Annotated in this window: 9 protein-coding genes; 5 read left to right on the top strand and 4 right to left on the bottom strand. The window is 72.1% G+C overall.

Translation table 11 applies throughout. The annotated features are described in order from the left end of the window. Positions 1 to 27: 27 nt before the first annotated feature. Positions 28 to 903 carry a glucose-1-phosphate thymidylyltransferase RfbA gene (gene rfbA, locus L6E10_RS24005; RefSeq protein ID WP_090096827.1) on the top strand — a complete coding sequence of 292 codons (876 nt, stop codon included), beginning with the start codon at positions 28 to 30 and terminating at the stop codon, positions 901 to 903. On the opposite strand, the gene L6E10_RS24000 is transcribed toward rfbA, so the two are convergent. Genes L6E10_RS24000 through L6E10_RS23990 form a run of 3 tightly spaced genes read right to left on the bottom strand, consistent with a single transcriptional unit; the run spans position 853 to position 3,636 of the window. Next, complete coding sequence (locus L6E10_RS24000; protein WP_236221782.1) at positions 853 to 1,839, bottom strand: NAD(P)-dependent oxidoreductase; 987 nt, start codon at positions 1,837 to 1,839, stop codon at positions 853 to 855. The two genes, rfbA and L6E10_RS24000, sit on opposite strands and share 51 nt — an antisense overlap. A gap of 1 nt (position 1,840) precedes the next feature. After that, positions 1,841 to 3,004, bottom strand: a complete 1,164-nt coding sequence (locus L6E10_RS23995; RefSeq protein WP_236221781.1) for an epoxide hydrolase family protein — start codon at positions 3,002 to 3,004, stop codon at positions 1,841 to 1,843. 2 nt (positions 3,005 to 3,006) lie between these two features. Continuing rightward, positions 3,007 to 3,636, bottom strand: coding sequence for a DUF2306 domain-containing protein (locus L6E10_RS23990; RefSeq protein ID WP_236221780.1), 630 nt, complete (start codon positions 3,634 to 3,636; stop codon positions 3,007 to 3,009). 351 nt (positions 3,637 to 3,987) lie between these two features. Here L6E10_RS23990 and L6E10_RS23985 point away from each other — a divergent pair, with 351 nt between their 5' ends. The 3 genes from L6E10_RS23985 to L6E10_RS23975 are packed head-to-tail and all read left to right on the top strand — an operon-like array spanning position 3,988 to position 7,378. Beyond that, a complete protein-coding gene (locus L6E10_RS23985) occupies positions 3,988 to 5,319 on the top strand; it encodes a nucleotide disphospho-sugar-binding domain-containing protein (RefSeq protein WP_236221779.1) in 1,332 nt (443 codons plus the stop codon). Next, positions 5,319 to 6,554 carry a class I SAM-dependent methyltransferase gene (locus L6E10_RS23980; protein ID WP_236221778.1) on the top strand — a complete coding sequence of 412 codons (1,236 nt, stop codon included), beginning with the start codon at positions 5,319 to 5,321 and terminating at the stop codon, positions 6,552 to 6,554. Before L6E10_RS23985 ends, L6E10_RS23980 begins: the two co-directional genes overlap by 1 nt. A gap of 23 nt (positions 6,555 to 6,577) precedes the next feature. Then, positions 6,578 to 7,378 carry a TIGR03084 family metal-binding protein gene (locus L6E10_RS23975; RefSeq protein WP_308102864.1) on the top strand — a complete coding sequence of 267 codons (801 nt, stop codon included), beginning with the start codon at positions 6,578 to 6,580 and terminating at the stop codon, positions 7,376 to 7,378. A 174-nt stretch (positions 7,379 to 7,552) separates the two neighbouring features. Here the strand turns inward: L6E10_RS23975 and L6E10_RS23970 are convergent, their stop codons facing one another. Further along, positions 7,553 to 9,139: an MFS transporter gene (locus L6E10_RS23970; RefSeq protein ID WP_236221777.1), complete on the bottom strand. Its 1,587-nt coding sequence runs from the start codon at positions 9,137 to 9,139 to the stop codon at positions 7,553 to 7,555. 106 nt (positions 9,140 to 9,245) lie between these two features. Between L6E10_RS23970 and L6E10_RS23965 the strand changes: the two genes are divergently transcribed. Continuing rightward, positions 9,246 to 12,374 carry a BTAD domain-containing putative transcriptional regulator gene (locus L6E10_RS23965; RefSeq protein WP_236221776.1) on the top strand — a complete coding sequence of 1,043 codons (3,129 nt, stop codon included), beginning with the start codon at positions 9,246 to 9,248 and terminating at the stop codon, positions 12,372 to 12,374. Positions 12,375 to 12,376: the final 2 nt, after the last annotated feature.

Here is a 12,376-nt window from a genome sequence, read left to right as displayed (position 1 = left end):
CCTCCGCCGCTGCCGTTAACTGGATTCGTGAAGGGAATCATTCTCGCCGGCGGCACCGGTTCCCGGCTGGGCCCGATGACCGCCGCGATCTCGAAGCAACTGCTCCCGGTCGGCGACAAGCCGATGATCTTCTACCCGTTGTCGGTGCTCATGCTGAGCGGGATCCGCGAGGTGCTGATCATCTCGCTGCCCCGCGACGTGCCCCTGTTCCGGCAGCTGCTGGGCGACGGCAGCCAGTTCGGCATCCACCTCGACTACGCCGAACAACCGCGGCCGAACGGGCTGGCCGAGGCTTTTCTCATCGGAGAGGAGCACATCGGTGGCGATTCCGTCGCGCTCGTGCTGGGCGACAACGTCTTCCACGGTCCCGGATTCCAGCGCGTGCTCGAGAAGCACAGCACCGCGGTCAAGGGGTGCGTGCTGTTCGGTTACCGGGTGAGCGATCCGCACCGGTACGGCGTCGGCGAGCTGGACGACACCGGGCGGCTGGTGTCGCTGGAGGAGAAGCCGGCGCGGCCGAGGTCGGACCTCGCCGTCACCGGCCTCTACTTCTACGACAACGACGTGGTCGACATCGCGCGGCAGGTGAGGCCGTCGGCGCGCGGCGAGCTGGAGATCACCGACGTGAACCGCGTCTACCTCGACCGCGGCCTCGCGAAGATGGTCGACCTCGGCCGCGGCTTCGCCTGGCTCGACACCGGAACGCCGGAGGCGCTGCTGGAAGCGAGCCAGTACGTCCGCACCCTCGAGCAGCGCCAGGACGTCGGCATCGCATGCCTGGAGGAAGTGGCTCTGCGCATGGGTTTCATCGACACCGACGCCTGCCTCGCCGCTGCTCGCAGGTACGGCAACTCACGATACGGCCGGTACATCACGGAGATCGTCCGCGAGTTCGGCGGCTGACCGCCGGTACCACGCCACGGTGCGGCGCAGTCCCTCCCGCAGCGGCACGGGCGCCGTGCCGTCGATCTCCCGCATCCGGGTCAGGTCCAGGTTCCGGCTCGACCGGCCCTCGGGCTTGCCCGGATCGGTCCTGAGGCGCACCGGCCTGCCCAGTGCCTCTCCCACGAGCCGCGCCAGTGCCAGCACCGAGACCTGTTCGCCTGTTCCGATGTTGGCCACGCGGTGCACCGGGTGTCCGACCATCGCCAGCACCGCCCGCACGACGTCGGTCACGTAGATGAACGTGCGGGTCTGCTCACCGCTCCCCCAGATCTCCACCTCCTCTCCCGCGTGCACGCGGGAGATCAGCCTCGGGATCAGCCGCAGCGACCGGGGACCGAAGTCGTCGCCGGGGCCGTAGATGCTGGTGGGCCTGGGCATGTGCACGCGCATCCCGTGCTCGGCCGCGTACTGCTCGGCGAGCACCTCGGCGTACACCTTGGACAGGTAGAAGCCGTCCTGCGCGAACCTCATGTCCGTGTGGTGGTCCTCGGTCTCCCTCGTCGGCCACGGCACGGAGCCCGCGTAGACGTCGCTGGAGCTCAGCAGCACGGTGTCCGCGACCCCACCCCGCCGCGCGCTGTCGAGGACGTTCGACACCATCCGCATGTTCTCGTCGATCATCGTGCCCGCGCGCAGCCGCTTGTCCTCGGGTGTCCCGTCCACGGCCGCGCTGTGCACGACCAGGTCGACGTCCCCGGCCGCCACGAGCCGGGCGAGACCGGTCCTGTCCAGCAGGTCGAGCCGGACCGGCCGCAGGCGGTCGTGCGGCGGCAGGCGGAGCACCCCCGACCGGCACGGGCACAGCACGGTCGCACCGCGGGCGACGAGCTCCTCGGCGAGGTGCGCGCCGAGGAAACCCGTCGCCCCGGTGACCAGGGCGGTGCGGCCCCGCATGTCAGCCTCCGACCGCACCGAAGAACTTCCTCACCTCGCGGACGAACGCCTCCGGCTGCTCCATCGCGGCGAAGTGCCCGCCCCGCGGCACCTCCGACCAGGAGACGATCGCGGGGTAGTCGGCCTCGGCCAGCGCACGGACCGGCGCGACGACGTCCCCGCCGAACACGCTCACCCCCAGCGGGACCGGCACGGGCTCCGGCCGCACCCCCGGCGTGAAGATCGCACCGAGCTGGGGACCCGCCTCGAAGTACAGCTGCGCGGACGACGCGGCGGTCCCGGTCAGCCAGTACAGCGTCACGTTCGCGAGCAGCATGTCGCGGTTCACCGCGTCCTCCGGCAGCTCGGCCGCCGGATCCGTCCAGTCCTTGAACTTCTCCACGATCCACGCGAGCAGGCCGGCCGGGGAGTCGTTCAGCCCGAAGGAGACGGTCAGCGGCCGGGTGGACATCAGCTTCAGGTAACCCGACAGCTCCCGGTCGAACCGCTGCAGCCCGCCGAGCCGCCCGAAGTCCTCTTCGGACAGTCCGGCCAGTTCGGCCGGATCACCGGACGGCACCGTGACGAGCATGTTCACGTGCACCGCCCGGACGTGCTCCGGATCGCGCCTGGCCAGTTCCAGCGAGATGAACGAACCCCAGTCGCCGCCCTGCGCGAAGTACGCGTCGTAGCCCAGCCGGGCCATCAGCTCCGCCCACGCCCCGGCGATCCTCGGAAGGTCCCAGCCAGGCTGTTCCACCGGACCGGAGAAGCCGTGGCCCGGCAACGAGGGCACGACGAGGTGGAACGCCTGGGCGGGGTCGCCGCCGTGCGCCCGCGGGTCCGTGAGCGGGCCGATCACGTCCAGGAACTCGATCACCGAGCCTGGCCAGCCGTGCGTGAGCAGCAGGGGCCGCGCGTCCGGTTCCGGCGATCGGACGTGCAGGAAGTGCACGGTCGCGCCGTCGATCTCGGTGACGAACTGGTCGTAGGAGTTCAGCCGCCGCTCCACCGCCCGCCAGTCGAAGTCGGTGGACCAGTGCTTGGCGAGCTCCCGCAGGTACTCCGGTGGCACTCCGCGCTCCCAGCCCGTGCCGGGGATGGCGGCGGGCCAGCGGGTCGCGGCGATCCGGGTGCGGAGGTCGTCGAGCCGGCTGTCGGGCACGTCGATCCGGAAGGGACGCATGGTCAGCCTTTCACGTTGGCGGACAGTACTTTCCGGTGCTTGGTCCGCTCGATCCACCACTGGGCCACGAGCAGGTTGAACACCCACACGCACCACCCGACCATCTCGAACAGCAGCGCCTGGTCGATCCGCGCGGTCCACGGCAGCTGCACGCCGAACACCGGCACGACCCCGAGCAGGAACAGCGCGAGCCGCGTGCCGACACCGTCCATGATCAGCGCGAAGCTGTAGATCATGTACCGGCGGTGGTCGGCGTACCGGTGCCTTCTCGCCATGCGGTACGCCACGACCGTGCTCAGCAGCAACAGCAGGCCGAGCACGAACCTGCCGACCCTGCCCGGTCCCGCGGCGATCTCGCCGGAGAACAGCAGCAGGACGGGCGTGGTCACCGCGACCGGCAGCGCGCCACCGAAGATGTAGACGATCCCGCTCGTGCGGTGCAGTCTCGGATACCTGCCGCGCACCCACGTCGACATCTGCAGGCAGGCGGTGAGCAGTCCCAGCGTGCCCGCGACGATGTGCAGGACCAGCAACGGGTAGTGGATCGAGGAGCCCTCGACGATCGGCGACAGGGACTTCGCCGGGTCGAGGTCGAGGTAGGGCGGTAGGGCGTAGACCAAGAATGCCACCACGAGCGCCACTAACGCTATCCACCAAGGGTTTCGCCACACGGGTCTGGACGCCGGCCTGGGCGTCGCCGCGGGCGCGCGATCGGAGATCGGAGCGAGCTGATCCGTCACTGAACTTCCTCCTCAGCCTGCGAATTCCACCCGATGCGCGCGCCCGCTGACCGTAGCTTTGGACAGCGGCACTTCCTTCTCGCAGATTGCGCTGCCGACGCCTTGCAATCCGGGGTCGGAAACCCAGGGGTGCCAGCGGTTTCACGCTCCGCAACCTCGGAGATGCGCACGCTGCTCCGCGCGACTCAGGATGGCCGTCGCCGTGCCTGCGTCATCCGCTTTCGCCCTCTGAGGAGCAGCCGCATGCGAGTCGTGTTCACCCCCTGGCCAACGCCGTCGCACCTGAACCCGATGGTTCCGCTCGCCTGGGCGCTGCAGAGCGCGGGGCACGAGGTCTGCGTCGCCGCGCATCCGGCGCTCGCCGACGCCGTCGCCGCGGTCGGGCTGACCGGGGTGTCCCTCGGAGCCGCCGACAGCGCACCGGCCCTGATGGGACCGGGACGTCCGACACCGCCGGAGACACGCGCGCGGCTCGAAGAGACCGGACGCGCGCTCGGCCCGTTCAGCCCGGCCGAGCAGAACCTCTGGGACGTCTTCTGCCAGTTCATGCTGCCGCCCATCTGGGACTTCCACCCGGTCGGCGCCACCGCCTCCGACGCGCTGCCCGTGGTCGACGAGTTCGTGGACTTCTGCCGCGCCTGGAAGCCGGACCTCGTCGTGTGGGACGCGTGCTTCCCCGCGGCGGCCATCGGAGCGCGGGTGAGCGGCGCGGCGCACGCCCGGCTGCACTGGGGTCTCGACTACTTCGCGTGGGTGCTCGACCGCGTCGGGACGAACTGGAACCCGCTGGCGGAGACCGTTCGTCCCGCCGCCGAGCGGCACGGCGTCGAGGTGGACCGCGATTTGCTGCTCGGCCAGTGGACCATCGACCCGCTCCCCGCGGGCATGCGGCTGCCGGTGGCCACCAGGACGGTGCCGATGCGCTGGATCCCGTACTCCGGCCAGACCGCCGTCCCGGACTGGCTCCACGCCCCGCAGGACCGGCCGCGCGTCGCGCTGTCGCTCGGGCAGTCGCGGCGGCTGGTCATGAAGGGCGGCTGGGACCACGTGCCCGGCCTGCTGGAGATGGTGTCCGAACTGGACGTCGACGTCGTGGCGACGTTGAACGAGACGCAGCTGGCCGGTGTGCGCGAGGTGCCGGGCAACGTGCGCGTCGTCGACTACGTGCCGCTCAACCAGCTCCTACCGACGTGCGCGGCGTTGATCCACCACGGCGGCGTCGGCACGTTCTCCGCGGCGGCCGGCCTGCGGGTGCCGCAGCTCATCCTCGACTCCGGGGGTGAGGAGGGACTGCTCGCCGAGGGGGAGGCCGGCACCGAATGGGCACTGGCGGCCAAGGACATCGAGTCGTCGGACACCGCGGCGTGGGTGGTCGGCCAGGGCGCCGGGCTCACCCTCGACTTCGCGCGGCACTCGATCGACGTCATGCGCAAGCGGGTCATGCGGGTGATCGAGGACCCGTCCTTCGCGCAGGGGGCGCACCGGCTGCGGCTCGACGCCGCCGCCGCGCCGAGTCCTGGTGAGCTCGTGCCGGTGCTGGCGCAGCTCGTCGAGCAGCAACGAGCGGGGGCGTGATGAACGACAACCGGAAGAACTCCGTCTGCCACGTGTGCGCCGGTGTCGTGCGCGAGTTCGCCGACTTCGGGTCGCAGCCGCTCTCCGACGCCTTCGTGCTGCCGGGTGATCCGGCCGGCGACTTCCGCTTCCGGCTCGCCGTCGGGGTCTGCGAGTCCTGCACGATGGTGCAGCTGATGTCCGAGGTGCCCCGGGACCGGATGTTCCACCACGACTACCCCTACCTGTCGTCGGGCTCGCGGTTCATGCGCGAGCACTTCGCGGCGCTGGCCGCCCGGCTGCGCCGCGACGAGCTGACCGGGCCGGCGCCGTTCGTCGTGGAGATCGGCTGCAACGACGGCGTGATGCTCGAGTGGTTCGCCGCGGAGGGCGTCCACCACCTCGGGGTGGAACCGTCCGGCGGGGTGGCCCAGCGCGCCGCCGCGAAGGGCGTGCAGGTGCGCAACACGTTCTTCGACGAGCCGACCGCGGTGGAGATCCTCGCCGAGCACGGCCCGGCCGACGTCGTGTTCGCCGCGAACACGTTGTGCCACATCCCCTACATCGGATCGATCCTGCGGGGCGTCGCCGCGCTGCTCTCCCCCGGCGGCATCTTCGTCTTCGAAGACCCGTACTTCGCCGACATCGTCGAGCGCAACTCGTTCGACCAGATCTACGACGAGCACTTCTTCTTCTTCACCGTGCGTTCGGTGCAGTACATGGCCTTGATGCACGGACTGGAACTGGTCGACGTCGAACGGCTCACCGTGCACGGCGGCGAGCTGCGGTACACCCTGGCGCGCAAGGGAACCCGCGCGGTGTCGCCGGCCGTCGCCGAGCTCGCCGCCGAGGAGGAGCTGTCCGGCCTCACCTCGCCGGCCACGCTCACCCGGTTCGCCTCGAACGTCGCACAGATCAGAACCGACCTGGTGGAGCTGCTGCGGTCGTTGCGGGCGGAGGGCAAGAGCGTCGCCGGCTACGGCGCGACCGCGAAGAGCGCGACGGTGCTCAACTTCTGCGGCATCGGACCGGACCTCGTGCCGTTCATCTGCGACACCAGCGTCACCAAGCAGGGCCGCGTCACCCCCGGCTCGCACATCCCCGTGCGCCCACCGGCCGCCTTCTCCGACCCCTACCCCGACTACGCGGTGCTGTTCGCGTGGAACCACGCCGACGAGATCCTGGCCAAGGAGATCGGGTTCCGGGAGTCGGGCGGCCGCTGGATCCGTTACGTGCCCGACGTCCACATCGTGTAGCCCGGTCCCAGGAGGACAGACGCGTGACCGAAGAGAACGTTTACCTCGCACTGAAAGCCGAGGGCGAGGAGGTCGACCGCATGGTCGCCCCCCTCACCGAGTCGCAGTGGTCGCTGCCGACCCCCGCGCCCGGCTGGACGATCGCCCACCAGATCGCCCACCTCACCTCGACCACCCGCATGGCGGGCCTAGCCGCCTCCGACCCGGCGGCGTTCGCCACCCTCGTGGCGGGCATCGGGGCCGACTTCGACGGGGCGGTCGCGGGAGCGCTGGCCCCGTTCCTCTCGCTCGGCCCCCGCAAGCTGCTCGAACGCTGGCGGGCCGAACGGCAGGCCGCGGGCAGCGCGCTGTCGTCCGTGCCGGACGGCCGGCTCGTGCCGTGGCTGGTGAACCCGCTGCCCGCGCCGGTGCTGGCCGCCGGCGGCATGATGGAGCTCTTCGCCCACGGCCAGGACATCGCCGACACCCTCGGCATCCGCCGCGAGCCGACCGGCCGGTTGAAGCACCTGTGCGGGTTCGGTTTCCACACCATGACGTTCGGCTACCTCGCGCGGGGGCTGACGCCACCGCAGAAGCCGTTCCGCTTCGAGCTGACCGGGCCGTCCGGTGAGCTGTGGACGTTCGGCCCGCAGGACGCCTCGCAGCGGATCTCGGGACCGGCGCTGGACTTCTGCCTGCTCGTGGCCAGGCGGCGGCACCACGCCGATCTCGCGGTGGTGGCCGAGGGAGAGGAGGCGCTCGGCTGGCTGGAGGTCGCACAGGCCTACCGCGGGCCGGCGGGAGCCGGACGGGAGGCCGGGCAGTTCTCGAGCCTGCCCGCGTGACGCGATGACGGGAAGGGCCGGGGACTCCCCGGCCCTTTCCGCGTGCGGACGACGTGCGAGCACGAGTGGGCCCGGCATCGAGGGGGGACGATGCCGGACCCACCCGCGGGGTGGTCGCGCCGCGACCGGACGATCAGGGGATCGTCGTCGTCACCAGGTCGCGGCGCGACCGGGTCACCGGGCTTCCCGGTCCGCCGCCAGGGCGACTCCCGCGTCGGCCGGGGCCGGTGACTCCTCGCCGGTCTTGCCGACGTGCCGCAGCAGGGCGACCGTCAGGCCGGACAGCACCACCAGGATCACCGCGGCGACTCCCGCCGCGGTGTTGACGCCGCTGGTGAACGCCGCACGGGCGGAGTCGAGCAGCGCCGCACCCGTGTCGGCGGCCAGTCCCTCCGCCGCCGCGACGGCGCCGCTGATCGTCTCCCCGGCCGCCGCGGCGGCCTCCGCGGGAACCCCCGGCGGTACCGCGACGAGGTTCTGGTAGACCGCCGCCGCGATCGTGCCGTAGGTCGCGACGCCGATGGCCACGCCCAGTTCGGTGCTCGTCTCCGACACCGACGCGGCGGAGCCGGCGCGTTCCTCCGGCGCCGAGCCGACGATCATCTCCGTGCCGAGCGAGCCCATCGGACCGACACCGGCCTGCACCAGGACGAACCCGAGCAGCACGACCAGGAGGCTCGTGGCGGTGCCGACCTGGGACACGACCGCGAGACCGGCCGCCGCCACCAGGAGACCGGCGGCGGCCACGTAGGCCGGGCGGACCTTCTGCGCGATCTTCGGCGCCACCAGCGACGTGACGATCAGCGCGGCCGCGGCCGGGATCAGCCACAGGCCGGACTCGACGGCCGAGTACCCGCGGACGGTCTGCAGGTAGAGGCTGAACAGCATGATGCTGGACGAGATCGTCGCCGAGGTCAGCAGCATGACGACCAGCGCGCCGCTCAACGTCCTGCTGCGGAACAGCTTCAGGTCGAGCAGCGGGCTGTCGAGCGTGCGCTGGCGCAGCACGAACAGCACGCCGAACACGATGCCGACGAGGACCGACCCGCCCGCGACCGCGCTGAAGCCGTGCTGCGCGATCTCCTTCAGGCCGTAGACCACGGGCAGGATCGCGAGCAGCGACAGCACCACGCTGAGGAGGTCGATGCGGCCGGCGTCCGGGTCGCGCATCTCCGGCAGCAGGACGGGGGCGGTGACCATCAGCAGCACCATCACCGGCACCGCCATCAGGAACACCGATCCCCACCAGAACCAGCCGAGCAGGGCGCCACCGATCACCGGGCCGATGGCCATGCCGCCCATGAACGAGCTCAGCCAGACGCCGATCGCGAAGCCGCGCTGCTTGGCGTCGGTGAACATCGTCATGATCAGCGCGAGGGTGGACGGCATCAGGGTCGCGCCGGCGATGCCGAGCAGGGCCCGCGCGAAGATCAGCATCTCCGGGGTCGTCGAGTAGGCGGCGATCACGGAGGCGACGGCGAACGCGGCGGAGCCGTACAGCATCAGCTTGCGGCGGCCGATGCGGTCGCCGAGGGTGCCCATGGTGACGAGGAAGCCCGCGATCATGAACGCGTAGATGTCCATGATCCAGAGCTGCTGGCTGGCCGACGGGTTCAGGTCGGCGCTCAGCTGGGGTTGCGCGAGGAACAGCACGCTCAGGTCGAGCGACAGCAGCAGCGTCGGCAGGGCGAGCACCGCGAGGCCGATCCACTCCCGCCGCCCCGCCCGCGTGGTGTCCTCGGCCGGACCGGTCGAATCCATGAACTTGTCCTTCCGTGTGGTGCCATGGCCGGCACCCGAACTCATCGATCCGGGTCACCCTGCGCGTCGGCACTGTCGGAATTCTTTCGGCCGGTATCGTGTGCGCATGTTCTTCGCGGTGCTCGGGCCGCTCGCCGTCCGAACCGCCGACGGCCGCCCGGTCGAGATCCCCGAGTCGAAGGTGCGGGCACTTCTCGCGAACCTGCTGGCGCACCGCAACCGCCCGGTGTCGGCGACCGCGCTGATCGAGGACCTGTGGGGCGACGACCTGCCGGTCAACCCGACGGGCGCCCTGCAGACCAAGATCTCCAAGCTGCGCCAGGCCCTGGCCGCGGGCGAACCCGGCGCGCGCGACCTGCTCGCCTCCCAGCGGCCCGGCTACGTGCTGCGGACCGGCGCGGGCTGCGTGGACGCGGACCGGTTCGCCGCCCTCACCACCGCCGCGCGCACCAGCACGGACCTGAGCGAGCGCGCGCGCCTGCTCGGCGACGCGCTGGCGCTGTGGCGCGGGGCCGCCTTCGCGGACTTCGCCGGGGAACCGTTCGCCCGCGCCGAGATCACCCGGCTGGAGGAGGACCGGCTGTCGGCGGCCGAGGAGCTGGCCCAGGCCCGGCTGGAACTCGGCGAGCACGCCGCGTTGCTCGGCCAGATCGGCGACCTGGTGGCGGCCCACCCCCTGCGCGAACGGCTCCGCGAGCTGCACATGCTGGCGCTCTACCGGGCCGGGCGGCAGAGCGAGGCGTTGGCGTCGTTCCGCGAGGTGCGGGCGCTGCTGCACGACGAACAGGGGCTCGAACCCGGTGAGCGGCTCGCCGAGCTGCACCGGTCGATCCTGCGCCACGACCCTTCGCTCGCACCGCTGGGCAGGCGCCCCGCCACCCTCCCCGTGCCGCCCACCGAGCTGATCGGCCGGGACGAGGCCGTCTCCGGCGTCTGCGCGCTGCTGGGCTCCTCGAGGCTCGTGACGCTCACCGGATCGGGTGGCGTCGGCAAGACCCGTCTCGCGGTGGAGGTGGCGACCCGCACGGCCGCGCGGTACCCGGACGGCGCCTGGCTCGTGGAGCTCGCGACGATCACCGAGGGCGGTCTTCTCCCGAGCGCGGTGATGGCGGCGCTCGGCATCAGGGACGTGCCGGGCACCGAGGTGCTCTCCGAGGCCGTGCGGACGCGGCGGATGCTGCTGGTGCTGGACAACTGCGAGCACCTCGTCACCGAGGTCGCGGCGGTCACCGAACGGCTGCTGGCCGCCGCGCCGGGTCTGCGGGTGCTCGCGACGAGCCAGAAGCCGTTGCGCATCGCGGGCGAGTCGGTGTGGACGGTCTCACCGCTCGACCTGCCCCCACCCGGCACGCCACCCGACGTCGTGGAGCGGTCGAGCGCGGTGAAGCTGTTCGTCGCCCGGTCGGCGCCCTCGTTCACGCTGGACGCGGGCAACGCCCGGGCCGTCGCCGAGCTGTGCACCCGGCTCGACGGGGTGCCGCTCGCGCTGGAGCTCGCGGCGACCAGGGCCCGGTCGCTGGGGCTGCGCGAGCTGCTGGCCCGGCTCGACGACAGGTTCCGGCTGCTCGCGGACGGCTACCGCGACGCGCCACCGCGCCAGCAGACGTTGCGCGCGATGATCGACTGGAGCTGGGAGCCGCTCGACCCGGTCGGTCGCGCGGTGCTGCGCAGGCTCGCCGCGCACTCCGACGGGTGCACGCTGACCGCGGCCGAGGCGGTGTGCGCGGGCGGGACCGTCGCGGCGGCCGACGTGCTGGACGCGGTCGCGGACCTGGTCGACCGGTCGCTGGTCACCGCCGTCGACACACCGGACGGCACCCGGTACCGGCTGCTCGAGTCGGTCGCCGCCTACTGCCGCGAACGGCTGGCCGAGGCCGGCGAGACCGAGACCGTGCAGGAGGCGCACCGGCGGTACTACACGGCGCTGGCCGAGACCGCGGAACCGCACCTGCGCGGACCCGCCCAGCGCGAGTGGCTCGAACGCCTCGACGCCGAGTCCGCGAACCTGCGCACCGCACTCGACACCGCGGACGGTCCCGGCGCGCTGCGGCTGGTCAACGCGCTGGCCTGGTACTGGTACCTGCGGGGCAGGCTGTCCGAGGCACGCAGGGCGCTGTCCACCGCCCTGGCCCTCGACACCGCGCGCTCGGCGGAACGGGCCCGCGCCTCGGCGTGGCACGCGGGCATCACGTTCCTCGGCAGCGACGTGGCGGACCGGGCGGCCGCGCGTGCCGCCGCGCTCGCCGCGTACGACTCGCTGGACGACCCGCGGGGCAAGGCGTTCGCCCAGTTCTTCCTCGGCTTGGTCGAGGCGGACTTCGGCGCCCAGTCCACCAGCGAGGACCTGGTGAACCGCGCGCAGGAGACGTTCGGCGAGCTGGGCGACCGGTGGGGTGTCGCCGCGACGCTGAGCCTGCAGGCGATCCGCGCGCACACCCGAGGCGATCTGGAGTCCCTGCGGCGCAACGGTGCGCAGAGCCTCGCGCTGTTCCGCGAGCTCGGCGACCGGTGGGGTCAGCTGCGCGCGACCGAGGCGCTCGGTGGCCTCGCCGAGATCGAGGGCGACTACGAGGAGGCGGCCCGCCTGCACCGCGACGGCCTGCGCATGGCGGAGGAGCTGCGCCTGTGGCCGCAGGCGGCGGACCGCCTGAGCTGGCTGGGCCGCGTCTCGATGTTGCGCGGTGACCACGCGCGCGCCCGCGAGCTGAACGAACGCGCCCTGCGCCTGTCCCGTGAGCAGAGCTACAAGCCGGGCCAGATCTTCGCCGAGATCAACCTGGGCCTCATCGCCCGGCGGGCGGGGGACCTCGAGGCCGCGGAACGCCACCTGCGCACCGTGCTGGAGTGGGAGTGGGAGCCGGGCATCGGGTTGTGGCTCATCCTCACCGAGCTCGGGTTCGTCGCCGAACAGCGCGGCGACACCAGGACCGCGAGGGCCCGGCACCTCGAAGGACTCACCGTCGCCCGCTCGCTGGGCGACCAGCGCGCGGTCGCCGTCGCCATGGAGGGGCTGGCGGGGGCGTGCCTCGCCGACTCGTTGCCGGCCGAAGCGGCACGGCTGCTCGGGGCCGCCGAGGCGGCACGGCGGTCCGCCGGAGCCATGCTGACGGACGCCGAGCGGGCGGACCGCGACCGGGTGGAAGCCGGGGTGCGGCAGCGCCTGGGCGAGGAGTTCGCCGCGGAGTACTCGCACGGGTTCGAGTCGAACGGCTCCTCGGCGGTCGTGCCGCTGTAGCG

The sequence above is a fragment of the Lentzea sp. CC55 genome, assembly GCF_021056325.1.
Lineage (GTDB): Bacteria > Actinomycetota > Actinomycetes > Mycobacteriales > Pseudonocardiaceae > Lentzea > Lentzea jiangxiensis.
Note: the sequence above shows the minus strand (reverse complement) of the source record. Positions and strands in the feature narration are given on the sequence as shown.